Source organism: Chryseobacterium sp. DZ-32 (assembly GCF_059587025.1).
The window spans coordinates 115,426-142,221 of the sequence record NZ_JCAIOM010000007.1 but is presented as its reverse complement, the minus strand read 5'-3'; the positions used below and the strand labels follow the sequence as shown (position 1 = coordinate 142,221).

Genomic DNA, 26,796 nt, shown 5'->3' with positions numbered 1-26,796 from the left:
AATTGAAAAATTTTTTATTCAACTCTCCGGGATTTTCTTCTGTTGTTGCAAATTTTATTCCAGCCGATAAAATTGTACGCTTTTTTATAAAAAGAAAACACGCTCCGGATACCAGAGCGTGTTTCTTTATTGAGAAGTTAATATGTTGTAAGTTATTTTATTCTTCAATGGCGATGTCAATGACTTCCTCCATTCTGTTGACGTAGTGTACTCTCAGATTTTTCAGATAATCTTTTTTGATTTCCTCCACATCTTTTCTGTTGGCCTCACAAAGAATAACATCTTTGATTCCTGCTCTTGTTGCAGCAAGTAACTTTTCTTTGATTCCTCCTACAGGAAGTACTTTTCCTCTTAAAGTAATTTCACCCGTCATTGCAAGGTGAGGTTTTACTTTCTTGTTTTTAAATGAGGAAACCATTGATGTCAGCATTGCAATACCCGCAGAAGGTCCGTCTTTAGGTGTTGCTCCTTCAGGAACGTGTACGTGAATGTTTTTCTTATCCAGATCTTCCTGTGGAATCCCCAGTTCATCATGCTTCGCTTTAATATATTCCAGGGCAATAGTAGCCGATTCTTTCATTACCGTTCCCAGGTTTCCGGTCATCGTTAACGCTCCTTTGCCATTGCTTAGAATACTTTCAATATAAAGGATGTCGCCTCCTACACTTGTCCAGGCAAGACCTGTTACAACACCGGGAACTCCGGTGATCTCAGATAAACTTTTCGGTCTTGGAACACCAAGAATTTCATCTACTTTTTCTACTGAGATTTTTGGATCATACTCCTTTAACAAAGCAGTCTGTAGTGCTACCCATCTTCCAATGGCTGCAATTCTTTTTTCCAGAGTTCTCACTCCGCTTTCTGAAGTATGAGCTTCTATAATATGTTTGAGTTCTGCATTTCCAAGTTTGAATGATTTTGCATCCAGACCATTTTCCTCCTGTTGTTTCTTGATCAAATGTCTTTTGGCAATCTCAATCTTTTCCTCCAAAGTATAGCCGGCAATCTGAATAATTTCGGTTCTGTCTAAAAGAGGAGTCTGTATGGTTGAAAGTGAGTTGGCAGTAGCAATGAACATTACTTTTGAAAGGTCATAACCCATCTCCAGGAAATTATCATAGAAAGACTTATTTTGCTCTGGGTCAAGAACTTCTAGGAGTGCTGAGCTCGGGTCCCCATGAAGTCCCTGTCCGATTTTATCAATCTCATCAAGAACAATTACCGGATTTGAAGTACCGGATTTTTTGATGGACTGTAAAATTCTTCCCGCCATAGCACCGATATACGTTTTTCTATGTCCACGGATTTCACTCTCGTCATGAAGTCCTCCCAATGACAATCTTACATATTTTCTTCCTAAAGCATCTGCAATAGATTTTCCTAAAGAAGTTTTACCCACACCCGGAGGCCCTACCAATAGCAGGATAGGAGATTTCATGTTGTTTTTTAATTTTAAAACGGCCATGTGCTCCAGAATTCTTTTCTTGATATCTTCCAGACCGAAATGTGCTTTGTCAAGTACTTTTTCAGCCTTTGCAATATCAAAAATATCTTTTGTATAGGTTTCCCATGGAAGATCTGTAAAGAAATCCAGATAGTTTCTCTGTACATTATAGTCCGGGGAATTGGGATTCTGACGTTGAAGTCTGCTGATTTCCTTTTGGAAGTGGTCTTCTACTTCCTGGCTCCATTTTTTTGTTTTAGCCTTGGCAATAAGATCTTCAACATCACTTTCAGGTCCGCCGCCCAGTTCCTCCTGGATGGTTCTGATCTGTTGATTCAGAAAATATTCTCTCTGTTGCTTATCTAAATCTTTTGAAGTTTTCTGATGAATCTGGTTTCTCAGTTCCAGTTTTCTGAAATCCTCATGCATCAGCTCGTAGCACTGGTTGGCTCTTGTCATAAGACTTTTCTCTTCAAGAAGCTTTTGTTTTGCAATTGAAGAGAAATTAGCATTGGTGCAGATGAAATTCAGAAGATCATCATTATTGTTAATGTTTTTGATCGCAAAGTTGGCGGCATTAGGAATATTAGGATCCAGTTCAATGATCTTTAAGGCAAGATCCTTGATGTTTTCCAGCAATGCTTCATATTCTTCACGGTCTTTAGGCTGGGTGTCTTTTAATTTTGATATTTCAGCTTTAAAATAAGGCCGTGTATCAATGATTTTTTTAATCTTAAATCTGTGAAATCCTTTGGTAATAGCTGTAATATTGCCTTCGGGAAGCTTAATAATCTTAATAATCTTTGCCAGAGTTCCGGTAGTATATATATCTTTTTCGGATGGTTGTTCCAGATCCGAATTTTTCTGGCTTACAATTCCAATAAAATCTCCGTTTTTCTGTGCCTCCTCAAGAAGCTGTATAGAGGTCTTTCTCCCTGCTGTAATAGGAATTACCACGTTGGGGAACATTACCATATTTCTTACAGGAAGTATAGGGAATATTTTCTGTTCGGAATTTTTATCAGTCTCTGCGAAGTCGGAAAGATTGATTTCTTCAGTTACGATATCAAATCCGTCACTGATCATTTCTTCTAAACTTATATCTTCAAATTCTGTCATAGTCAATCGAATGACAAATTGTCATTTTCGTTTTTTATCGTTAAAGGAATTTTTTATAATATACTCTGAAAACGTGTGGTATATTATAATATTCTAAAAATGCACAATACTTATGCCATTTGTTTTTTACTTAAAAATACGGTCAAAATTTCCTTTTTTAGATAATCTTTGCATTAAAAATCAAAATAAAGCAGTTCTGTTTCTGTAATTTCTTAAAAATGTGTATTTTCGCAAACTGATAAAAAACTATAATTTATAAAATGGCAATTTTAGGACAGATTAGGAGTAAGCCTTGGCTTTTAATGGGAGTAATAGCCTTAGCGCTTTTGGCGTTCCTGGTGAACCCCGATAGTATCGACAAGGTTTTTGGTAAGAATCCTGATGTTTTAGGAAAAGTAAACGGTGAGAAAATCACCCGCGAAGAGTTCAATGATCAGCTTTTCGTGCTGCAGCAGCAGGCTGAACAGCAAGGTCGTCCGAAAAACGGTCTTGAAGAGCAGGCTTGGCAGTTACTTGTACAATCTAAACTTATCAAACAGCAGTTTGAGAAACTGGGCTTTGAAATGACTGATGATTATTTCTGGAATCAAATCCAGTACGATCAGATGTTTGCTCAGAATCAGCAGTTCTTTGATGAGAAAGGTAACTTTAAAACTCAAGAGCTTAAAAAAGAAATTGAAACATTACAAAACACTAATCCTCAGGGATATACTCAATGGTTGAAAACAAGAAAGACAATCGAGTACAGACTAATGGCGAGACAGGTGTTTACCAATATTTCAGCAGGGATTACTACAGGTAAGAAAGAAGCTGAAGAATTGATGAAGCAGAGAGATCAGCTTGCAGATATCGACTTTGTAAAGGTAGATTACGCAGCTTATCTTCAAAAAACAAAGATCAATGTAACCACACAGGATCTTGCTGATTACATCAAGAAGCACCCTGTAATGTTCAAAGCTGAGCCAAGCAGAAATATCGGTATTGTATTTTTCCCATCTAAACCTAGTGCGGCAGATGATGCAGCAGCTCTGAAAGAAATTACAAAATTATATTCAGGAGGTACGGATGCTAGTGGAGGAACTGAAAACTTCCAGAATACTAAAAACGATTCTATGTTTGTAGCAGCAAATTCTGATGCACCATTCAATCCTCAGTATCTGAATCCTGCACAATTGCCTCCAACAATCAAAGATCAGATCACAACAGCAGCTGTAGGTCAGACTTTTGGTCCTTATAAAGAACAAGATGTATATGTAGTCTCTAAATTGGTAGGTAAAAGACCTTCAGATTCTACTTTATCAAGACATATCCTTATTGCATTCAAAGGAAGCCCTGCAGGTGAAGGGGTAACAAGAACCAAAGAGCAGGCTAAGAAATTGGCAGACTCTATTGGAGCTATTGTAAAAGCTACTCCAGCTAAATTTACAGAATTCCTTAAACTTTCAAGTGATCCGAATTCTGCAGCTCAGGGAGGTAGCCTTGGATGGACAACGCCAGAGACGCCTTTCGTTCCTGAATTCCTTGCTTATCTTGCAAACAATCCTAAAGGAGCTACAGGGGTAGTAGAAACACAATTCGGTTACCATATCATCAATATTGAAGATAAGAAATCAGGATCAATGGGGTATAAAGTTGCTAACCTTGTGAAAGCAATCAAACCTTCAGATGCTACTGAAGCTGAAACAGATAAAAACTCAAGAAAATTCATTCAGCAGGTTCAAGGAAAATCTTTCAACGATTTTGTGAACATTGCTAAAAAAGGAAACTACCAATTCTCCAATCCAAAAGCAGCAAAAAGATTTGAAGGTCAGCTTCAGGGCTTAGGTACTGAAAAAGATGCTGATATCCTTACCTGGGCTTTTGATAAGAAAAGAGAAAAAGGAGATACTGAATTATTTACAGTAGACGGAACAGGTGATAAAATTGTAGTATATCTGAACGGAAAACAGGAAGCAGGTCTTGCAGATCCTGAATCTGTAAGAGATCAGATTGAAGTTATCGTTAAAAATAAACTGGCAGCAAAACAAATCTCTGATAAAATTGCAGCAGCAAAAGCTTCAAGCTTAGATCAGATTGCCAAATTATTTGCAGCTCCAAAACAATCAGCTCAGGTGAATCTGTTGAATCCTTCTGTAGCAGGGGCTATGGAGCCTAAAGTTGCCGGTGCAGCGTTCGGTGTTGCAAAAGGTAAACTTTCTAACCCGGTTGAAGGGGGAACAGGAGTTTATGTTCTGATCAAAAAATCAGAAACTGTAAACAAGCAGCCTGGAGATCTTAAGCAGTTTACAGAATCTCTTACTCAGAGAAGTGCTGGAATGTTCGGACAGGCTTGGATGAAGAGTCTTCAGGATAATGCAGATATCGAAGATTACAGAATCGAGATCTGGAACAAGCTGGGGAATCAGCAACAATAAGAAATTCATTTCAATGATATAAAAAGCGGCAAAATTTTTTGTCGCTTTTTTTGTATTTATGGCAGAATAATAAAGGAAAAGATTTATTTAAAATGTATTATATTTGCTTATTAGAAAAAAATTAGCAAGTGAAGTTCAGTAAAGAATTAAAAGCTGGTGTGATTGCACTTCTAGCTATCGTAGGCTTTGTGGTGTTGTTTCAGTTTATGAAAGGGAAAAGCCTTTTTACTACCGACAATATATTTTACGCAAAATATGACAATGTAGAAGGTCTGGCGCAGTCTGCGGCAGTTTCTATTAATGGTCTGAAAGTAGGGCAGGTAGATAAAATTATTCCTATCACCTCAAAAGATGGAAAAATTAATTTTGTCGTAAAAGTTACCGTCGACAATAAATTCGAATTTTCAAAAAACTCATCATTGGAGATCTTTGAGCCGGGATTAATGTCTGGTAAAGAAATGAGAGTAAACCTTATGTATGGTGGGCCGACTGCAAAAGACGGTGACACTTTAAAAGGTGCTTTCAAGCTGGGAACGCTGGGAAGTCTTTCTTCGCAGGTAGGTCCGGTAAAAGATCAGCTACAGGTGGTTTTACATAGAGTAGACTCTTTAATGGCGAATGCCAATCAGGTTTTTGATGCTCAGAACAGAGCCGAAATAAAAGCTTTACTAGCCAACCTTAATAAAACAGTAGGAGCATTACAATCCACAGCAGGAAGTGTAAATACGCTTGTAGGACACAATGATCCAAAACTGCAAAAAGTGTTGGATGATGCAAGTCTTACTATGCAAAGCGGAAAAGTAACACTAGATAAATACGGACATCTTGCAGAAAGTATCGACACTAAACAGTTGAATGCTACCATTGCAAGTTTAGATGCTACAGTAGGAAAATTGAATCAGGTGATTGGAGGTATTGATAAAGGAGAAGGAAGTTTAGGTAAACTGATGAAGGACGATCAACTGTACAACAACCTGAATTCAGCTTCTTCCAATCTGAATACATTAATCGAAGATATGAAAGCGAATCCGAAGAGATATATCAACTTCTCGGTTTTCGGTAAAAATAACAAAGACTAATACGCCTTATGCAGTACATCGATAACATTATTTTCCTGATTTTATTAGTAGCCGGGTTCGGGCTGTTTGCCAAAAGCCTGCAGAAGATCTACAGAAATATCAGGCTAGGTCGTGAAATCAATAGAAGTGACAGAAAATCTGAACGCTGGAGTATCATGGCTAATGTGGCCATGGGACAGAGTAAGATGGTAAAACGTCCTATCGCAGGAATTTTACACATTTTTGTCTATGTTGGTTTTATCATCATTAATATTGAACTCATTGAAATAATTGTTGATGGACTGTTTGGTACCCACCGTTTTCTGGCCTCGGTTTTGGGACACGGATTCTACAGCTTCTTTACAGCTACATTAGAAGTGCTTGCACTTCTGGTTGTAATAGGTGTAGTTATATTTTTCATCAGAAGAAACTTTTACGGGGTTAAAAGATTAACAATGAAGGAGCTTTTCGGATGGCCGAAAGAAGATGCCAACTGGATTCTTATCATCGAATTTGCCCTGATGATGGCTTTCTTTAAAATGAATGCCTCAGATTTTATTTTGCAGTCAAGAGGAGTTTTACCAGTACATGGAAGTTTCCCGATCAGTGAAATGACATTGGTTCCGTTTTTGGAAGTCTTCAATTTTGATAACGGATTTTTGATGTTCACAGAGAAAGCTGCCTGGTGGTTCCACTTTGTAGGGATTCTTTTCTTCATGAATTATCTTTATTATTCAAAGCATTTACATATTATTCTTGCATTTCCAAGTACATGGTATGCAAATCTTGAGAAAAAAGGAAAATTCAACAATCTTGAATCTGTAACAAAGGAGATCAAATTAATGATGGACCCTAATGCAGATCCTTACGCTACACCAGCTGAAGGAGCTGAAGCCGACGTTCCTTCCAAATTTGGGGCAGAAGATATTTTTGATCTGAACCAGGTACAATTGCTGAATGCTTATTCCTGTACAGAATGCGGACGTTGTACTTCTGTTTGTCCGGCTAATATTACCGGTAAAAAACTTTCTCCGAGATTGATCCTGATGAAGACCAGAGACCGATTGGAAGAAGTAGGAAGAAACATCGATAAAAACGGAAAATTCGTAGATGACGGTAAAAAACTGTTGAACGATTATATCACAAAAGAAGAACTTTGGGCCTGTACCACTTGTAATGCATGTACAGAAGCCTGTCCGGTATTGCTTGACCCGCTTTCCATTATTTTTGAAATGAGAAGATTCCTGGTGATGGAACAGTCTGCTGCTCCACAGGAACTGAACCTGATGATGACGAACGTGGAAAACAACGCTGCTCCATGGCAGTACAATCAGGCAGACCGTCTGAACTGGGCAAACGAAAATTAATGTAACAATGTAAATAATGTAACGATGTAACAATCATTGGTAAACTGTTACATTGGTATATTGATAAATTTGATTTAGAATGGATTTCAATATAAAAACAATGGCAGAATATGCTGCCGAAGGAAAAGCCCCTGAAGTTTTATTTTGGGTTGGATGTGCGGGAAGTTTTGATGACCGTGCCAAAAAAATTACAAAAGCATTCTGTAAGATATTAAACAAAATAGGCGTTGAATTTGCCGTTCTGGGACAGGAAGAAAGCTGTACCGGAGATCCTGCAAAAAGAGCCGGAAACGAATTCGTTTTCCAGATGATGGCGCTTACCAATATCGAAGTGTTGAATGCTTACGAAGTAAAGAAAATTGTAACGGCCTGCCCACACTGTTTCAATACCCTGAAGAATGAATATCCCAGCCTGGGAGGACACTTTGAAGTAGTTCACCATACTCAGTTCCTTAAAACTTTAATGGAGGAAGGAAGACTGAAAATTGAAGGAGGTGCATTCAGAGGGAAAAAAATTACCTTCCATGATCCATGTTATCTGGGACGTGCCAACGACGAATATGAAGCGCCAAGAATGCTTCTTGAAAAGCTGGATGCTGAACTTGTAGAAATGAAGCGTTGCAAAACCAATGGTCTTTGTTGTGGAGCAGGAGGCGCACAGATGTTTAAAGAACCTGAAAAAGGAAATAAAGACATCAATATTGAAAGAACAGAAGAAGCATTATCTTTTGAGCCTAAGGTAATTGCTACAGGATGCCCTTTCTGTAACACCATGATGACGGATGGAGTAAAACATTTTAATAAAAATACTGAGGTAGCCGTAAAAGATATCGTAGAACTTCTTGCTGAAGCAGAAGACTTATAATTGTAATCTTATACAGGCGTATGAAGCGGGAATGGAAACTCTCCTTTTTGTTTATCATTTCGGTACTTGCTCTTCTTACATTCTGGAATTATCAGAACAGAGTATATGACTGGGATATGCCGGGCTATATGGGATGTATGTATACTTCCGAGTTTCCGAATTCTCCTGATAAAGTCCGAATCCTGACCTATGAGGAAATCAAGAAAGAGGCTCCAGCAGAACATTATACAGACATTATCGGAATAAATCAATGGGACATTCCCAGGCAGTATTTCGTAAAAAATACCCAATCTTTTACAGAACAATTACCCTATTTTCAGATCAAAGTAGGGTATATTCTTGTGATCACCCTTTTTTATAAGCTTGGATTATCATCGCCAATGGCCGTATTATTTACCAGTCTTATTTCTTATTTTTTTTCAGGAATATTATTATTTTATATTCTGAAACTCCTGTTTCCAAAGAAATACTGGCTTGCGGTACTATTAACGATTGCCGCCATGCTTTTGCCACCAATGACTTACATGTCGAGGGTTTCTACACCGGATATGTTTATTTTCCAGTTTATGCTGATCTTTATGATTGGGTTACTCAAAAAATGGAACCAATGGGCAATGTTCGTACTTCTATTCGCTATTACCTTTATACGGCCGGACTATATTACATTTACCCTGACTTATATTATCACTGTTTTCTTTTTCCATTATTTCCGGGAAAAGAAAATTGATATTTCTTTTATTGCACAGGGAATCGTACTTCTTGCCATGTATCTCGCCATCATTAAGTTTTATCATTATCCCGGATGGAAAGATCTTTTTTATGATACCTTTATCGATAGAAGGCCTATTATTTCTACACACCCGATAGACGTGAGCTTAATGGACTATCTGAGTATTATTTACATCAAAATCATTTATTTTAAAAAAGTCACTTTATCACTGGCTATTATGATCGGAGTGATCTTCTGGTGCTCTAAAGATGCATGGGTGAGAATAATTTCGGTTCTTTTCCTGGTGAATGTTTATATAAAATTCTTTTTCTTTCCGCAGTCGGCAGCTTTAAGATTCTTCTTTCCTTTTATCTTTCCGGTTTTCATTATGATGCTCTATGTACTGAGTAAAAAATACAATGATCTTAAACTCGGGAAAATTGCGTAATTTTGTCTTTACAATGATAGGAGCATTCAATGGAAAGTAAAATAAAGATTGATTGTTTAATATCTTGAAAAATAAATATTTACATTATGAAAATCGAAGAATCTAATATTGTAGAAACCAACGACTACAGAGTCATTATATATCCGGCTTCAAGACCTTTCGAAACAAAAGAAGCAAAAGCCATTACCGAGAAACTATTTGATTTCCTTGCAACATGGGCCGCTCATGGAAAACCTCTTTCTTCTTCTTTTAAAATTGAAAAGAACCAGTTTATCATCGTATGTGTGGACGAAGAAAAGGAAATGGCTTCAGGATGCAGCATTGATGCATTAGGGAAGGTAATGAGAGAAATTGACGAAGAATATCAGCTAGGCCTTTTCGACAGGATGAAAGCAAGTTTTGTAGAGAATGGTGAAGTGAAAACTTTAAAATTAATGGATTTCAAAACAAAGCTTAGAAACGGAGAGCTTTCAGGTGATATCCAGGTTTTTGATTTCTCTAAAAATACGTATCTGGACTTTTTGAGCCATTTCCTTCTTCCTTTGGAGAAGAGCTGGGCGGCTTCTATAAAATAGTCCCTGTTAAGCTGATACAAAAGAATAATCATAAAGTGGAAAATATATTTCCACTTTTTTGTTTTAATGTATATTTGTATAGATTCGAGCAGTGACTAATGCCTAAAGTACTTTTTTTAACGACTTCCCACAGCTATAATGATGACCGCATTTTTTATCATCAGGCAAAAGCTCTTAGAGATAATGGGTATGAAATAAAAATATGCAGCTTATATGCAGAGTATAAAGGTTTTATCGATGGGATACAAATAGAATCTTTTGCTGTTCTTGAAGAAAGTATAAAAACGAAAATGGAAACTTTCAGTAAAGTTTGTGATACTTTTCATCCGGATAGTATCATTTGCTCTGAACCATTGGCTGTTGTGGCAGTAAAGAAGTTTGTAAAAGAACACAGGATAAGCTGTATCTATGATGTTACAGAATGGTATCCTTCCATGTCAATGCTTCAAAATTATCGCTTTCCTGCTAAAATTTTTCAGGCGGTGAAATTTACTCTTATTCAGCTGTATGCAGGGTTTTTAAGTACGCATTTTATTTTTGGTGAAACCACCAAGAAATTCCCTTTGGCCTATTTTTTTGGATTTAAAAAACAAATGATTCTGCCTTATTATCCGGCTTCTGTTTATATTAATGAAAGTATAAAAAAACTCACTCCGGGAAGCATCACATTATGTTACACGGGTCAGATCTCCAAAGATAAAGGAATTGAAAATTTCTTTAAAGCCGTAGACCTTCTCCGTCAAAAAGTTCCTGATCTTCATATTAAAATCCTGATCATAGGAGCAGCAATACACGAAAGTGATGATGTGTATTTTAGAACATTAGTAAAGAACTATTCTTTTGAAAATATAGATATTATAAAACCGACTGGTTTTGAACAGTTTACAGAAGCGTTTGCAGAAGCTGACCTTTGTTTTGATCTTCGGGAAATTAATTTTGAAAACAATCATTCGCTGCCGATAAAACTGTTTTATTTTATGGGAGCAGGAAAGCCTGTGATTTATTCAGATTTGAAAGGGATCAGGGAGCATATGGGAGAGCTTTCGTTTGGAAGTCTTGTTGATCCTCATGATGCAGAAGCAATCTCGGATATTATCATCAATTATATCAGGAATCCGGAGCTGTATCGATCCCATACTCTCAATGCACGAAAAGAATTTAAAGAAAAATATAACTGGGAACTTATAAAAGATAACTTCGTTGATTTTGTAAAAAAATCTATTGATCCATAATCATCATGCAGCTTACTATCATTAAAACCTTTGTCTCACGTTTTTTTATTCTGATCCTGAGTTTCGGACTGGTGATCTATTCTACGAATATGTGGGGAAGTGAGGGGAAAGGAACCATTTCTATTGTGGTGGCCAATGCAGCAGCAGTAAGTTTTTTCAGCAATATCTTTTCCGGAAGCAGTGCTTCTTATTTCGCATCAAGGTTTAAAATAGAAAAGGTTTTATTGTATGCCTATCTGTGGTCTCTCCTGACGGGTCTTTTAATCCCATTTTTATTCAGTATTGCTTCTATTCAGGGTGAATATCTCCTGTACCTTATCGGAATTTCCGTTTTTTCTTCACTTTTGTCTACTAATATCAGCTTGTTTATTGGAACACAGGATATTAAAAGGTTCAATATGTATACTGTTTTGCAGCAGCTTGTACATATTGTATTTATTGGAATATTGGTTTATCTGTTCGGAAAGAAAGATGTTTCCGTATACTTTCTCGCCCAGATTATATGTCTTGCACTTCTTTTTCTTACCAGTTTTTTCGAGATCATTAAAAAATGCAATATATCTCAGATATCATTCTGTAAAGATGTAGGCAGGAATATGTTTGAATATGGGTGGAAGACCCAGCTGAGTGCTTTTGTTCAGTTCTTGAATTACAGGCTTTCATTTTATTTTTTAGAACATTTTGAAGGTTTAGCGAGTGTAGGGATATTTTCCATCGGGGTTACTTTCTCAGAAGCGATATGGACCATTACCCGCAGTATTGCTGTGATTTTATACTCAGATGTAGTCAATAGTAAAAGCAGTGAAGAATCTATAGGGAAAACCAAAGAATCCTTAAAACTGACCTTTTTTCTGATGATAGGTTTTGTGCTGGGAATCATAATCATACCCTCTCAGGTTTACGAGTTGATTTTCGGGAAAGAATTTAAAGATACCAAGGAAATAATGCTTCTTTTATCACCGGGAATTTTTGCTATTGCTGTAAGTGATATGGTTGGGCATTACTTTTCGGGAATAAGAGAACTGAAAATTCTTAATGTCAAATCAATTGTAGGCCTTGTGGTTACCGTTGTATTTTCTTTCATTGCGATACCAAAATGGGGAATTATAGGCGCTTGTGTTGCCACTACGTCGTCCTATTTTGTTTCTGCTTTTCTGTTGTTCAGAAAGTTTTATAATTCTACTCCGTTTACTTTGAAAGATTATATGATTACAAAAGAAGAAATACAGCTTTTAAAGCAAAAATTTGTAAAGAAATAATTACTTGATAGCTCCCCTTAAAATAATGTCATTTTTCCTATTTTTACATATCTATTAATCTTTTACTATGTGCGGAATCACCGGTTATTATTCATTTCATAAAAGTATTTCCTCTACAAATATTCTGGAAATGAATCAGGCCATCAGACACCGCGGACCGGATGATGAAGGGTTCTGGATGTATAGTATCGGAGAGGGAGCTTCTTTTTCGGGGAACGATTCCACACAAAAAATTAAAGAACAGTTTCCGGTTCTAAAAGAGAAAAATTCTGATATTGCGTTAGGTTTCCGTAGATTATCCATTATTGATCTGTCCGAAAAAGGCCATCAGCCTATGCTTTCACAGAATGAGCAGATTATTATTACATTTAACGGAGAGATTTATAATTTTAAAAAATTAAGAAAAGAACTTGAGTCTTTGGGATATTCTTTCCATAGCAGTTCTGATACTGAAGTTATTCTCAAAGCCTATCAGGAGTGGGGAAATTCTACGTTTGCAAAATTAGATGGAATGTTTGCCATCTGTATTGTTGATCTTTCCGGTCGGAAACTTATATTAGCAAGAGATAGAGTTGGGATGAAGCCTCTTTTTTACCATCAAAGCGAACAGGGATTGGTTTGGGCATCAGAAATAAAATCATTGCTGAAGAATGAGCTGGTAAAGCCTGAAATCAACTGGGACGGAGTCTATACGAATTTTCTTTTTCAGACAACATTGGCTCCACAAACCTGTTTTCAGCATATTTTATCCCTTGAACCAGCTTCCATCATGACTGTTGATTTAAACAATCAGAACATCACCAAAGATAAATTCTGGAAGCTGCCTTCGCCGTCTCAAAAAAATATTTCTGAGGAAGAAGCTGTAAGAACAATAGATGAACTGCTTTCTGAAAGTATTTCAGAACAGTTATATGCAGATGTTCCTGTAGCAGTAATGATGAGCGGAGGAATTGATTCTACTTTAATTGCATCAAAATCAAAATCTTTTAATACCAATATTAATACATACACCATATCTTATCCTTTTTCTGAAGACGAGGTGAAAAATGCATCTATAGCATCTAAACATTTTGGTGTTTCGCATGCGGTGAAAGAAGTGAGTGACGAAGAAGCGCTGGAAGATCTTAAAGAAAATATCCAGCACTTTGAAGAACCTTACAGCAGTTTTGAAGTCTTAATCAATGCCGCAAAATATGCACATGATCAGAATTTTAAAGTCGTATTAAGCGGAAATGGCGCTGATGAACTTTTTGCCGGTTATTCTCATACACTGAAGCTGAACAGATGGCTTTTCATGAGGAATTTTAATTGTATAAGTCCTTTCATCTTTACGAAAGACAAGTTTTCACAGCGCGTAAAAAATTATTTTTCCCAGGATCATATGTTTGATTTTTTCAGACAGAGCCAGATCAGTATGAGACCGCTGGAAATTAAAAGCCTTATAAACCCGGATATTTATAGTAAAATAGATTTACATCTTTCAAAATACCACCTTTCAGAAGCAAAAAACTATGTGGGATATTTTGAATATGACATGAAATACTCACTATCCTCCCACCATGTTTTCCGGGATGATCTGAGTGCGATGAAATACAGCGTAGAATTTCGTTATCCCTATTTAAGCAACAGTTTAATAGACTATGTAGCATCACTTCCTGGAAACATCAGATTTAATGGAATTCAGAATAAACCTCTATTGCGTAAAACAGCAGAGAATTATCTTCCTCAGGGAGTTTTGAATATGCCCAAAAAAGGATTTTCATTTCCTGTCAGTCATTTCATTAAAAACGAAAAAAGAGTAAGAGAATTTATTACTGAAAATCTTGAAAGTTTAAAAAAGAGAAACTTCTTTAATGCAGCGGTGATTGATGAGTGGTGGAATCACCAGGAACATGAGTATGACTGGGTAAAAATCTGGCAGCTGGTTACTTTTGAGTTGTGGTATCAGAAATATTTTGAAAAATAAAGAATGAGCCTAAAGATTAATATTTTACCTTTGTATTTATGATGAAATATTTTTGGTGTATACTTGTAGCGGTTTTTGCACTGATCAGTTGTAAAAGTGATGATGATTCTTTGCAGAGAATAGATCAGTTAATGAATATCTATGTCAGGAACAGTGCTGGTCAGGATTTGCTGAACAGTAAGAAAACAGGATCTTTTACAGGGTATTCTGTGAATGATATTTTTGGGACTAAAGATATTGCTCCGATCAACATTTCATTGAAAATGACTACAGATTCATTATTTTATATGGAATATCTGGCTGGAGCCAAAAGAAGAAGACTGGATTCCATCAGCCCGGATCAACCAGGTACGGGAAATTCCTATTATTCCAGAATGAAGATTACGTATACAAAAAGCACAAATGCAAGCGATAATGTGATTGATACTTTGGAAATTCAGTATCGCAATACCCCAACGGTATTTCAGGTTTCAAAAGTTTTGTATAACAGAGTTCCGGTATTTTCAAAAGAGGCCAATGCACCAACTTCGATAAATACTGTCACGGTCACAAAATAATTTTTAAATTTGTACAACAGTTAGCTGATTATAAGCTAATATCTAATATTTAACATCTAAATAAAATGTTACAAGTCAATTTTTTGCGCGACAACAAAGAACGCGTTTTAGAAGGTCTTAAGAAAAGACAATTCAAAAATCTTGAGTTGGTAGACGAGGCTATCGCTGCCGATGACGAAAGAAAAAGAATCCAGTTTGAACTAGATTCCCAGCTTTCCGAAATCAACAAAATTTCGAAAGAAATCGGTCTTTTGATGAAAGAAGGAAAAAAAGAAGAAGCGGAATCTGCAAAGTCTAAAACAGCACAATACAAAGAGTCGAGCTCAGAATTGAAATCCCAGTTAGAAGGTAAAGAAAACGACTTACTGAATATTCTGTATCAGCTTCCCAACATTCCAAATGAATTGGTAAAGAGTGGTGCTTCTGCGGATGATAACGAAATCATTTTCCAGTCTCATCCGGTAGAAGGTCTTGGTGAAGGAGCAATCCCTCACTGGGAACTGGCAAAAAAATACAACCTTATCGACTTTGAATTAGGAGTAAAAATTGCCGGAGCCGGTTTTCCTGTTTATTTAGGTAAAGGAGCAAGATTACAGAGAGCTTTGGTTCAGTATTTCTTAGATAAAAATGTGGAAAAAGGATACACAGAAGTGAATCCTCCTCACGTTGTGAATGAGGCTTCAGGTTTTGGAACCGGACAGCTGCCGGATAAAGAAGGACAGATGTACTATATTAATGAAGATAAATTATATTTGATCCCTACAGCAGAAGTTCCTGTAACAAACCTTTACCGCGATGTATTACTTGATGAGAAAGATCTTCCGATTAAGAATACAGCATTCTCTCAGTGCTACAGAAGAGAAGCGGGAAGCTACGGAGCTCATGTAAGAGGTCTGAACCGTCTTCACCAGTTTGAAAAAGTAGAGATCGTAAGAATTGAGAAACCAGAAAATTCTTATGCTGTGCTGGAAGAAATGGTAGAACACATCAAAGAAATTCTTACAGATCTTGAACTTCCGTTCAGAGTATTAAGACTTTGTGGAGGTGATACAGGTTTTGCATCTGCCATGACTTATGACTTTGAAGTTTGGAGTGCCGCTCAGGAAATGTGGCTGGAAGTAAGTTCAGTGTCTAACTTTGAAACATTCCAGGCCAACAGATTGAAATGCCGTTACAAAGGAGATGGTAAATCTCAGCTGGTTCATACTCTGAACGGATCTGCAATGGCATTACCAAGAATTATGGCTGCATTGCTGGAGAATAACCAGACACCGGAAGGAATCAAGCTTCCTAAGAAGGTTGCGGAATATGCAAGATTTGATTTGATCAACTAAATTAATCTATTTTTAGTAACAATAAAAAGACCACCATAATCCGGTGGTCTTTGTTTTATTCAGTAACGATGATAATCTTTTTATCAGCGTTTTTGAGTTTTGTATCATTATCGTAAATAGCTTTCAGATCATATTCTATTCTTATGGAATGATCATCAATCTGTGTTACCCAGTCATGCTTTCCTGAAATTGACTTTATTTTATTTTCAAACTTTAATGTAGTTCCTATATTTTTGAAAAACATCATCATCATTCCAGCTACTTTCTCAGCTTCTTCTTTTGAGCTTTTGGTTTTGATAGCCTCTTCAATACTTTTAAGATTAAAATTATCTGTATTAATCGTTAAAGTCTTTCCGTCCCAATTATTGTAAATATTCTGATCCAGAGGCATTTTTTCAGTTTTCGTGAAGTTTTTCAGAGCCTGATAATCTTCCGCAGTAAAATGCTCCATTTTGAAAGAAAATCCAGCCAGCTTCTGATCTTCCTTTGTTGATTTCATGAAGACCTTTTTCATAATCCGAATCGAATCCGGATTTTCAGTTTTCAATTTTCCTTCCTGTTTGGCAAGATCATACATACTTGTCCAGGTAGTCGGAAGCTTATCCATTTCCCCGAATTCTTTCTGCTTTAAGGAATCCGGTGTCATTGCCATCATTTCCGACATAAATTCTTTTGTATCGATATCGGTGACAGAAGTGGAAGCGGCATCTTTGTGATAAACAATTTCAGAATTCACACTGCAGGACTGCAATGTGAAAAGGCCTATCAGAAATAAGACAATAATTTTCTTCATGGTTTATTTAAAATACGGATTAATGACAGTTAACAGCTCCATTTGGATCTTTCATAATCGTCATAGCTTCTGCTTTCGGAGAAACATACGGTATTCCCAGCTCAAGACCTCTTAGAATGAATAATCCTCCCAAAATAATCATAATCACAGGAACTGCTTTTAAAACTTTTACTCTGAAGGCCTGATTCATGAGATTTCCGGCCAGAACTATAGCGAACATGAACGGAAGGGTTCCCAATCCAAATAAAGCCATATATAAAGCTCCCTGCCATATTCCTCCGCCTGCAAGGCTGGCGGTAAGTGCCATATAAACCATTCCACATGGTAAAAAACCATTAAGAAGCCCTGTAGAGAATCTTGAACGGTAATCTGCTTTCTGAAGTAATTTTCCTAAATTCATTTTTACACTGTACAGAAACTTGGATAGGAAAGGAATTTTTGAAGCAAAATCTTTTCCACCAAATGAAAATACAGCCATAATGATCAGAAGAACCCCGGCAGTAATGGTAAGATATTTCTGAAATCCTGCCATTTCAAATCCCTGCCCGATAATCCCCAGAAGAGCACCTAATAATGAGTAGGTGAAAATTCTTCCGAATTGGTAGGTAAGGTTCTGAAGATAGAAATTGGCAGCTTGTTTTTTGGTTAATCCCATCGATAAAGCAATAGGGCCACACATTCCGATACAGTGAAAACCGGAAGCAAAGCCTAAAGCAATAGCCGATACAATAAGTCCTATTTCCATATCACATCATAATCCATTCGGTAATCTGTTTTATCTTTTGTCCAGCTTAATCTTAACGTATAGTTTCCTACTTTCAATACCTGTGCAGGAATGGTGAAAGACTGGCTGGCATCAAGCTGTACAGATTTTTTAATATCTAAATTCTGGTCGTCGGTTCTGTTTAAAACAAATTTTACCGTAGTATTAGAATTATTATATTCTTTTGGAAAAGTGATGGTAATGCCTTTGGTATCCTGGCTGTATACAGGTTTTTCCTGCAGGTCATCTGCTTTTTTCTTAGCGTCAATCACATCCTGATACTTCAATTCTTCTTCGTAATAATTATCGGTTACCATTTCAGAATTCTTCTGTCCGTTCGGGAAAAGAAACATCATGGATAATATAAAAACTATAAATGCTAATAGTGCAATTACAACACCATGTCCCCAACTAAAGTTCTTCATCTTTTTCTAATTAAAATTGCAGTTTAAAAGGTCCTTCAAAATAAGTCTGGTATGAATCAATCAGCTTACCTTTCATATCGTAAACACCGATAGTAATATTTTGTTTAGAGAGTTTCATATCATTTTCCGGGAAGCTGATATTGATGGTTCCCTTGGAAATTTTATCTCTGTCTACCTGAATCTTGCTTGATGCACTGTAAGTAATTTCACCATGTGCCGGATCAATCACTTTAATGGTAACAATCTTTTTATCGTTCGTTTTATTAAGGAAGGTATAATTATAAGTATTGGTAATTTTACCGTCTCTTACGAAGAATGTACTACCTGCCGGTTTTATGAATTTAGCTTCCATTTCACCACGGCTGTACAGGAGATAGCCTAAGAACCCTACAAGAAGTAACAGGAATATGGAGAACCCTTTCATTCTTCCTGTAAACTTAAACTGAGTTTCTTTTTCAATTTCATTTTCAGAAGCATACCGGATCAATCCTTTCGGAAGGCCTACTTTTTCCATTACTTCATCGCAGGCATCAATACATGCTGTACAGTTGATACATTCCAGCTGTTGTCCGTCTCTGATGTCAATTCCGGTAGGACATACCACAACACACTGGTGGCAGTCGATACAATCTCCTTTTCCTGCAGCTTTACGATCTTCACCCTTTCTCCATTTTGCTCTGTTTTCTCCTCTTTTGAAGTCATAGAAAACATTGATGGTATCTTTATCGATCAATACACCCTGAAGTCTTCCGTAAGGACAAACCAATGTACAAACCTGCTCTCTGAACCACGCAAATACAAAGTAAAATGCTGCGGTAAGAAGAATCATTACAATAAAATTGGTAGGATGTGCAAATGGCCCTTCCCCAACAATTTTAAATACTTCTTCATATCCTACGATATACATAAACATAAAGTGGGTAATAATGAGTGAAATGATGACATAAATAGTCCATTTCAAACTTCTTTTCCAGATCTTCTCACTGTTCCACTCCTGCCTGTCCAGCTTCATCTGCTTATTTCTGTCACCTTCAATCATGTATTCGATTTTACGGAATATCGATTCCATAAAAATTGTCTGAGGGCAGATCCACCCGCAGAAAATTCTTCCGAACGCAATCGTAAAAACAATAATAAAGATCAAAGAGGCAATAGCACCTAAAGTAAGGATAAAAAAGTCCTGTGGATAGAAAGGCTGTCCAAAAATGAAAAACTCCCTGTCGATTACATTAAACATCAGCAATGGATTACCATTGATTTTGATGAACGGTAATGTAAAATAAATAATTAATAGTAAATAACTTACAATATTTCTATAGTTGGTGTACTTTCCTTTAGGTTTTCTTGGAAAGACCCATTTTCTTTTTCCGGATTGCTCCATTGTCCCTATAGAATCTCTGTAAGTCTCAGGGTCCAGAACCTGTCCCTGTCCGCCGCGTACTTCTATATCTTCTATGTCTGACATATATAATAGGTTTTAAAAAAGAAAAAACATAATTCGTTACTATTTTAATCTAATAACAAATTATGTTTTTTTCATATGTTTTCTAATTTTTTAAATTATTCTTTTTCCCAATGTGCTTCAGTTCCCTGAGGAGCTGCTCCTCCCTGAGCCGGAGTCACTGGTGGTTGTTCCTGGTTGATGTGATATACATACGCTGCAATCTTCTCAATCTCTGCACCTGAAACTTCTCCGTTTTTACCGAATGCTCTCATGGCAGGGTTAGTAGGAGAACCATTCCAGTCCATATGGAATACGTTTTTGAATAACGTTTTCTCAGGCTGGTTGATCCAGTAGTTATCAGTAAGGTTTGGCCCGATACCTCCACTACCGTCTTCTTTGTGACAAGATGCACAGTTTGTTTTGAATAATTCTTTACCTTCTGCAATGTTATCAGCTGAATACTTAGCTGTTTCAATCGTTACAGGAGGCTGAGATTTCTGATATTCTTCAATACTTGCCAACTGCTCTTTATATTCTTTTTCATATTCGCTTAACGGGTGAGCGAAGTCTGTGAAAGAGTAAGCTGCAATATATACAATACAAAAAGCGGTCCCAAAATAGAATAAACCTACCCACCATTTTGGTAATTGGTTATCCAGCTCCATGATTCCGTCGAAACCGTGGTCGATAAGGATATCCTTTTCTTCAGAAGCAGATTGCTTTTTGAATGCACTTTGGTACAATCTTTTGAAATAAGGAACTTTCTTTTCAGCTAAATAAGCTGCCTTTTCCTCAGGAGATAATTTCTTGAATTTGTTGTTCTCAATAAGGTCTCCGATAGCTCCATGAATGTAAGCCAGGATACCAGCGATCACAACAGTTCCCCAGAAGTAAGGTGAAGAAAGGAACGCGTAGCTCTGTACAAATAAATAATAAAAAACTATTAAAAGTCCGATTATTATTAAGATGTTTATAACAACAGGTGTTCTTTGTTTCATAAAAAATAGTTTAATTTTTTAAATTAAAATCGTCATCTTCATCATCCCCAAGAGGTGCCTCTTCTTCTTCTTTGTAATATTTTTTAGGTCTGCTAAAAACATAGATTACTAAAGCTATGAAGAACAGCATAAAGAAAATCAGAGCCAGTGTCTGGTAGAAGCCAGCATTTTCAGTATTGGATAATATATCTTTAAAGTTCTGAGGAATCATAGTATGAACTTTTTAATGTTTTTTAGTTATTACTTGCTGTTTTGATTTCAGTTGTTTTGATATCTGTACCTAATCTTTGAAGATAAGAAATAAGAGCTACAATTTCTTTTTTCTCTAGTTCTCCCTGAGGTCTCTTAGCATAAGCCTGCTTAAGGTCATTAGCTTCAGAGAAGATATCTTTCACAATTTTTGCCGATTGGTTGTTAGCCCATTTGTCTGCAGAATCGATTTCAGCCTTAGTATAAGGTACATCAAACACATTCTTCATCAGCTTCATCTTGTCTACCATCTTAGTTCTGTCTAAGTCAGTAGCAATTAACCAAGGGTAACGAGGCATGATAGAACCAGCAGAAGTAGATCTTGGGTTATACATGTGTTTGTAGTGCCAAGAACTTGGGTTTTTACCTCCTTCTCTATGTAAATCCGGTCCTGTTCTCTTAGAACCCCATAGGAATGGTCTGTCGTATACGAATTCTCCAGCTTTGGAGTATTGTCCGTTTTTACCGTTGAATCTTGTGATCTCATCTCTGAACGGTCTGATCATCTGAGAGTGACAAGCGTTACATCCTTCACGGATATAAATATCTCTACCTTCAAGTTCCAGCGGTGAATAAGGTTTTACCGCAGAAATCGTAGGTACACTTTTCTTAAGAGATAGTGTTGGAATAATTTCAATTGAACTACCGATTGATATCGTGATGAAAGATAAGATACCTAATAATACAGGAGTTCTTTCCAGCCAAAGGTGAGTACCTTCTCCTTCTTTTCTGTTTTTGCTGATGTTTGCCAACGCTGGAGCTTCAGCAGGAACTTCTTTCTGGAATGATCCTTTTCTTACTGTAGCAATTACGTTTACAATCATCAGGATAGATCCTGAGATATAGAATAAACCTCCTACGAATCTCATTTTGAAGTAAGGAATAATTGCCGTTACCGTATCCAACCAGTTTTTCCATAATAAGGTTCCATCCGGGTTGAACTGCTTCCACATTAATCCTTGTGTAAATCCTGAAATATACATTGGAACTGCATAGAAGATAATTCCTAAAGTACCTAACCAGAAATGCCAGTTAGCTAATTTTACAGACCAAAGTTTTGTTCTCCACATGATTGGTACCAGGTAATAGATAACCCCGAATGCCATGAAACCATTCCATCCAAGAGCTCCTAAGTGTACGTGACCGATAACCCAGTCTGTAAAGTGACCAATTTTGTTGATGTTTTTAGTTGCCAAAAGCGGTCCTTCAAACGTTGCCATACCATAACAGGTAACAGCTACTACGAAGAACTTAAGGATAGGATTTTCTCTTACTTTATCCCAAGCTCCTCTCAGCGTAAGAAGACCATTTAACATACCTCCCCATGATGGTGCAATAAGCATGATAGAGAAACCTGTTCCTACCGCCTGAGCCCAAGCCGGAAGAGCTGTATACTGAAGGTGGTGAGGACCAGCCCAGATATATACGAAAATTAATGACCAGAAGTGAATAATAGACAGTTTATAAGAGAATACCGGTCTGTCTGCAGCCTTCGGAAGGAAGTAATACATTAAACCAAGAACCGGAGTCGTCAATACGAATGCAACCGCATTGTGTCCATACCACCACTGTACAATAGCATCTTTTACCCCTGCATATGCTGAATAAGATTTCCAGCCCGTGAAAGATAAAGGTACTTCAAGGTTGTTGAAGATGTGAAGCATTGCTACTGCAATCCAGGTACCGATGTAGAACCAGATGGCTACATAAAGGTGTCTCACTCTTCTCTTAGAAATAGTCAGGAACATATTGATACCAAAAATGATCCATGAGAATGCGATCAATATGTCGATCGGCCACTCGTGTTCAGCATATTCTTTAGAGGTATTAATCCCCATAAAGAATGTAACGAACGTAGCAACGATCATAAACTGCCAGGTCCAGAAATGTAGCCAAGACAAGGTGTCACTGTACATTCTTGTTTTTAATAATCTTTGTAATGAGTAATAAATACCCGTGTAAACGATGTTACAAACGAATGCAAAGATTACGGTATTGGTGTGCAGCATCCTGATTCTACCAAAACCAAATGCACCATGAGTGTTTATTAACCCTTCAATATTACCAGATGCCAAACTTTTAATGGTTGTGTCATCCGTCCCGAAAAAGAATTCAGGTAATTCAGGGTAGAAAAGCATTAATGCCGCCGTAAGCCCGAACGTAAATCCGATGAGACCGAAAACTAAGGTCGCATAAAGGAACGCACGGACAATACTATTGTCATAACTAAACTTCTGTGTTTCCATATCAACTATTCACTATTTTTCTCAATTTTTATTATTTTCTCCTATTTCTTTTTCGTCTTTATTTTTGTTGCCGGTTTCATCTTTTTCTTCAACTTTTTCGTCATCAAAAAGGATTCTGACAGCCGGAGATTCATCATCTTCAAACTGTCCTTTTCGGGCATACACTATAAATACGACCAAGAAAATCGCAGCCAAAGAAACACTGCAGAGGATCATTAAATATAGAATATCCATTGGACAACAAAATTAACCTATTTTCGGGGTTCAAATTTAGTGAAAAATAATGACATTCATCACGAAATGCCGATTTCAGCTAATTTAAAATCAGTCTAAATAAGGGCTTTTACGCCTGTTTTTTGAAATATTTACGACCTAAAATCCAGGTTGAAACTGTAGTAAAGGTAACCACTGTGATCGAACTGATTGGCATAATGATTGCTGCGAAGAGCGGATGCATATGCCCTGTAACAGCGTAACTTAAACCGACAATATTGTATAGAAAACTGATTATAAATGTCATTTTCACAATCGTGATGGAACCCTTGCAAACATTCAGATAGTTGTCAAGAGTAACTACTTTATCTCCGTTCATAATGACATCAGAAGATGGAGTAAAACTGTTTGTATCATCAGCAATGGCGATTCCTACATTACTTTGTTTTAAGGCTCCTGCATCATTAAGTCCGTCTCCAAGCATTGCCACTTTTAAATGCTGATCCTGAAGGGATTTGATATAGTTCAGTTTGTCTTCCGGGCTTTGATTAAAGGCCATTCCTTTGTAATTAGGAATAAGCTCTTTAAGCTGGTTTTCTTCTGAGGAGTTGTCTCCGCTCAGGATAAATATTTTGTAGTGGGTAAGTTTAGTGAAAAGTTCTTTCAGTCTTGGACGATACTCGTTTTTAAAGATGAATTTACCCAGGTATTCTCCGTTTTTACTAATGTAAACCGCCGTTTCAAGGTTTTTAGGTTCCTGGTTATTATAACGTGCTGAACCAATTTTATAAAGATTTCCTCTTACACTGGCTTCATATCCTTTTCCTGAAATTTCAACAAACTTCTCTACAGGGAAATATTCATCGTTCACCTCTATAAATTCGTACAATGATTTTGAAAGCGGGTGGTTGGAATTTTTTAATAAAGTTTTGATATTCAAAGAGTCAAATTCGATGATCTCAGATCCTTCGTATTTGATGTTTGATTTCTTTCTGTGTGTAATGGTTCCTGTTTTGTCAAAAACAATCGTATCAAGTTTCGCGATTTTTTCAATCGTTAAAGTATCTTTTACATAAAACTTATTTCGGCCTAAAATCCTCATAATGTGACCGAAAGTGAACGGCGCAGACAGTGCAAGTGCGCAAGGGCATGCAATGATCAGAATGGCAGAAATAACCTGAAACATTTTCTCCAAATCAATAAATGCCCAATAGATTCCAGCAGCCAGAGCAATACCTAAAATGATGAATGTGAAATATTTACTGATGCTGTTTGTCAATGTATCCAGCCCGGTTTCATGTTTTTTGAAAGCTTCTTTATTCCAAAGCTGAGTAAGGTAACTCTGGTCTACATCTTTAATAACTTCCAGCTCCAGAGATGACCCGATCTGCTTACCTCCGGCAAAGATTTTATCGCCCGGCTGTTTACTGATGCTTTCACTTTCTCCGGTAATAAAGCTGTTGTCGATATTTCCTTCTCCGTTAATAAGAATCGCATCTACCGGAATGATTTCCTGATTTCTAACTAAAATTCTGTCTCCTACTTTTACTGCGGAAAGAAGGATATTTTCCTGTTTTCCCTCAAAGTCTACCTTCGTTACGGCAATTGGGTAGAACGATTTATAGTCTCGGTCATAAGAAAGAGCACTGTACGTTCTTTTCTGAAAAATTTTCCCCATCAGCATGAAGAAAAGAAGACCGCAAAGGGTATCAAAATATCCCGGACCGTAATCCGTCACCACTTCATAGATACTTCTCCCGAAAAGAACAAAAATTCCCAGTACAATAGGAACATCTATGTTGACGATTTTATTTTTTAATCCGTACCATGCGGATTTGTAATAATCTGAAGCCGAATAAAATACTACAGGACATGCCAGTAAGAACATCAGTGTTCTGAAAAGCCCCTTGTAATGTTCCATCCAGTAATCTTCTCCTCCTACGTATTCGGGAAAGGCGAGAAACATACCGTTTCCGAAGGCAAAACCTGCAATAGCAAATTTTACCAGCAAAGATTTATCAAGGTGGTCTACGTTTTTTTCAGCAGTTTCAAGACTGATAACAGGTTTGTATCCCAGATTGGTTAAGAAATTAGCAAGTTCGCTCAATTTCAGATCATTATGGTTGAATGAAATCTGCAAAGTCTTCCTTGTGAAGTTAACCTGAGAATATTTGATATGCTTATTTAACGTATGCAGACTTTCCAGTAGCCAGATGCATGAAGAACAGTGTATTACAGGGATTTTAAAGGTAACAAGGCTGGTGCTTCCTTCAGAAAAATCAGTCACTTTTTCGAAGATTTCCGGCGTGTCCAGGTAATCAAATTGAGTAGAATTTTCATCATTCGGACGAATTCCTGCTCCTTTATTAAGCTCATAGAAATTGCTTAAATTATTTAAATTCAGAATTTCGTAAACGGATTTACATCCATTACAACAGAAAGTCTTTTCATCAAATAAAATTCTCTCTTTTTCTATACCTTGACCACAATGAAAACAGTTCTCGCTCACCCCATAAAATATTGAACTACAAAATTATAACAAATTTTTTTGTTTATCGCGTTAAAAAGTTCTATTTTTGTGATAAATATCATATAAAATGCCGCAGGAACAACAGATAGCAATTGAAGAGAGGTTCGCCAGAGTTTTTAATGATAAATCATTTAAAGAAAGACTTTCTAGCGCAGATTTTGAAAAATATATTAATGGCAAAAAGAAACTGAGTTTTCAGAAACATGAAACTATTTTCGAGGATGGGGAAACTCCAAAAGGAGTGTTTGTCCTGGAAAAAGGTGCTGCCAAACTTTCAAAGTCAGGAGCTTTCGGGAAAGATCAGATTTTAAGATTTATCAAAGAAGGGGATATCATCGGCTATCGTTCTTTGCTTTGCGGGGAAAACTTCCAGGCCAAAGCAGAAGCAATGACAGATATTGAATGTGTTTTCTTACCTGCAGATATCTTTATGTATCTTCTGGAAGTAGATCCACAACTGTCCTTCGTAATGCTTCAGAAAATTTCTTATGAATTAGGAGAATCTTCCAACACCATTACTTTCCTTGCACAAAAAACAGTAAGAGAAAGACTGGCAGAAATTCTGCTGCTTCTTGAACAGAAGTTGGGTGTAGATCCTGAAGGTTTTATTAAAATCTCCTTAACGAGAGAAGAAATTGCCAACATTATTGGTACTGCTACAGAAAGTGCCATCCGTCTGATCTCGGAATTCAAACAGGATAGTCTGATTGAAGTGGACGGAAGAAATATCAAGATCTTAAATCACGACAAACTCATGAAACTCGGTCACGTAGTTTTATAAATCATAC

At 36.9% G+C, this 26,796-nt stretch carries 22 protein-coding genes; 12 read left to right on the top strand and 10 right to left on the bottom strand.

All coding sequences use genetic code 11. The features are described 5' to 3' along the window. Positions 1–157: 157 nt before the first annotated feature. The gene (gene lon, locus AC59HC_RS09815; protein WP_496558505.1) at positions 158–2,563 is read right to left on the bottom strand and encodes an endopeptidase La; all 2,406 of its coding nucleotides are present in this window, start codon (positions 2,561–2,563) and stop codon (positions 158–160) included. A 260-nt stretch (positions 2,564–2,823) separates the two neighbouring features. On the opposite strand from lon, the gene AC59HC_RS09810 reads away from it, so the two are divergent. From AC59HC_RS09810 to serS, 11 genes are all read left to right on the top strand, one after another. After that, the gene (locus tag AC59HC_RS09810) at positions 2,824–4,977 is read left to right on the top strand and encodes a SurA N-terminal domain-containing protein (protein WP_429812161.1); all 2,154 of its coding nucleotides are present in this window, start codon (positions 2,824–2,826) and stop codon (positions 4,975–4,977) included. 128 nt (positions 4,978–5,105) lie between these two features. After that, on the top strand, positions 5,106–6,056 hold the full coding sequence (locus tag AC59HC_RS09805) for an MlaD family protein (protein WP_062676024.1): 951 nt from the start codon (positions 5,106–5,108) through the stop codon (positions 6,054–6,056). Between the two features lie 8 nt (positions 6,057–6,064). Further along, positions 6,065–7,402, top strand: coding sequence for a 4Fe-4S dicluster domain-containing protein (locus AC59HC_RS09800; protein WP_429812165.1), 1,338 nt, complete (start codon positions 6,065–6,067; stop codon positions 7,400–7,402). A 79-nt stretch (positions 7,403–7,481) separates the two neighbouring features. Further along, entirely contained in the window at positions 7,482–8,267 is a 786-nt protein-coding gene (locus AC59HC_RS09795) for a (Fe-S)-binding protein (protein WP_047428861.1), read from the top strand. 20 nt (positions 8,268–8,287) lie between these two features. Next, positions 8,288–9,424 carry a glycosyltransferase family protein gene (locus tag AC59HC_RS09790; protein WP_496558504.1) on the top strand — a complete coding sequence of 379 codons (1,137 nt, stop codon included), beginning with the start codon at positions 8,288–8,290 and terminating at the stop codon, positions 9,422–9,424. A gap of 86 nt (positions 9,425–9,510) precedes the next feature. After that, positions 9,511–9,999: a hypothetical protein gene (locus AC59HC_RS09785; protein WP_202840002.1), complete on the top strand. Its 489-nt coding sequence runs from the start codon at positions 9,511–9,513 to the stop codon at positions 9,997–9,999. Positions 10,000–10,097: 98 nt separating this feature from the next. Further along, on the top strand, positions 10,098–11,231 hold the full coding sequence (locus AC59HC_RS09780) for a glycosyltransferase (RefSeq protein ID WP_202840000.1): 1,134 nt from the start codon (positions 10,098–10,100) through the stop codon (positions 11,229–11,231). A gap of 5 nt (positions 11,232–11,236) precedes the next feature. Then, complete coding sequence (locus AC59HC_RS09775) at positions 11,237–12,490, top strand: MATE family efflux transporter (protein ID WP_202839998.1); 1,254 nt, start codon at positions 11,237–11,239, stop codon at positions 12,488–12,490. A gap of 67 nt (positions 12,491–12,557) precedes the next feature. Continuing rightward, positions 12,558–14,456, top strand: coding sequence for an asparagine synthase (glutamine-hydrolyzing) (asnB, locus tag AC59HC_RS09770; RefSeq protein WP_496558503.1), 1,899 nt, complete (start codon positions 12,558–12,560; stop codon positions 14,454–14,456). A 38-nt stretch (positions 14,457–14,494) separates the two neighbouring features. Next, entirely contained in the window at positions 14,495–15,013 is a 519-nt protein-coding gene (locus AC59HC_RS09765; RefSeq protein ID WP_496558502.1) for a hypothetical protein, read from the top strand. 65 nt (positions 15,014–15,078) lie between these two features. After that, positions 15,079–16,347, top strand: a complete 1,269-nt coding sequence (gene serS / locus AC59HC_RS09760; protein ID WP_110009911.1) for a serine--tRNA ligase — start codon at positions 15,079–15,081, stop codon at positions 16,345–16,347. Between the two features lie 55 nt (positions 16,348–16,402). Here serS and AC59HC_RS09755 read toward each other — a convergent pair whose 3' ends face one another. The 9 genes from AC59HC_RS09755 to AC59HC_RS09715 all read right to left on the bottom strand — a co-directional run bounded on the left by AC59HC_RS09755 (position 16,403) and on the right by AC59HC_RS09715 (position 25,987). Then, positions 16,403–17,140 (bottom strand): hypothetical protein, encoded by a 738-nt coding sequence (locus AC59HC_RS09755; RefSeq protein ID WP_429812172.1) that lies wholly within the window; start codon positions 17,138–17,140, stop codon positions 16,403–16,405. Between the two features lie 19 nt (positions 17,141–17,159). After that, positions 17,160–17,885, bottom strand: a complete 726-nt coding sequence (locus AC59HC_RS09750; protein WP_227942649.1) for a sulfite exporter TauE/SafE family protein — start codon at positions 17,883–17,885, stop codon at positions 17,160–17,162. Beyond that, on the bottom strand, positions 17,876–18,328 hold the full coding sequence (locus AC59HC_RS09745) for a FixH family protein (RefSeq protein ID WP_227942648.1): 453 nt from the start codon (positions 18,326–18,328) through the stop codon (positions 17,876–17,878). The genes AC59HC_RS09750 and AC59HC_RS09745 overlap by 10 nt, the downstream gene beginning before the upstream one ends. Before the next feature lie 10 nt (positions 18,329–18,338). Next, complete coding sequence (gene ccoG / locus AC59HC_RS09740) at positions 18,339–19,793, bottom strand: cytochrome c oxidase accessory protein CcoG (protein WP_227942647.1); 1,455 nt, start codon at positions 19,791–19,793, stop codon at positions 18,339–18,341. Between the two features lie 95 nt (positions 19,794–19,888). Next, the gene (locus AC59HC_RS09735) at positions 19,889–20,770 is read right to left on the bottom strand and encodes a cbb3-type cytochrome c oxidase N-terminal domain-containing protein (RefSeq protein WP_062676011.1); all 882 of its coding nucleotides are present in this window, start codon (positions 20,768–20,770) and stop codon (positions 19,889–19,891) included. Between the two features lie 10 nt (positions 20,771–20,780). Further along, positions 20,781–20,981, bottom strand: coding sequence for a cbb3-type cytochrome oxidase subunit 3 (locus AC59HC_RS09730; RefSeq protein ID WP_002983870.1), 201 nt, complete (start codon positions 20,979–20,981; stop codon positions 20,781–20,783). A 22-nt stretch (positions 20,982–21,003) separates the two neighbouring features. After that, positions 21,004–23,265 carry a cytochrome-c oxidase, cbb3-type subunit I gene (gene ccoN, locus AC59HC_RS09725; RefSeq protein WP_076595424.1) on the bottom strand — a complete coding sequence of 754 codons (2,262 nt, stop codon included), beginning with the start codon at positions 23,263–23,265 and terminating at the stop codon, positions 21,004–21,006. A 21-nt stretch (positions 23,266–23,286) separates the two neighbouring features. Continuing rightward, entirely contained in the window at positions 23,287–23,499 is a 213-nt protein-coding gene (gene ccoS, locus AC59HC_RS09720; protein ID WP_110009904.1) for a cbb3-type cytochrome oxidase assembly protein CcoS, read from the bottom strand. Between the two features lie 109 nt (positions 23,500–23,608). Continuing rightward, positions 23,609–25,987 carry a heavy metal translocating P-type ATPase gene (locus tag AC59HC_RS09715; protein WP_429812180.1) on the bottom strand — a complete coding sequence of 793 codons (2,379 nt, stop codon included), beginning with the start codon at positions 25,985–25,987 and terminating at the stop codon, positions 23,609–23,611. An 88-nt stretch (positions 25,988–26,075) separates the two neighbouring features. On the opposite strand from AC59HC_RS09715, the gene AC59HC_RS09710 reads away from it, so the two are divergent. Next, complete coding sequence (locus tag AC59HC_RS09710) at positions 26,076–26,789, top strand: Crp/Fnr family transcriptional regulator (RefSeq protein WP_047424695.1); 714 nt, start codon at positions 26,076–26,078, stop codon at positions 26,787–26,789. The last annotated feature ends 7 nt before the right edge of the window (positions 26,790–26,796 follow it).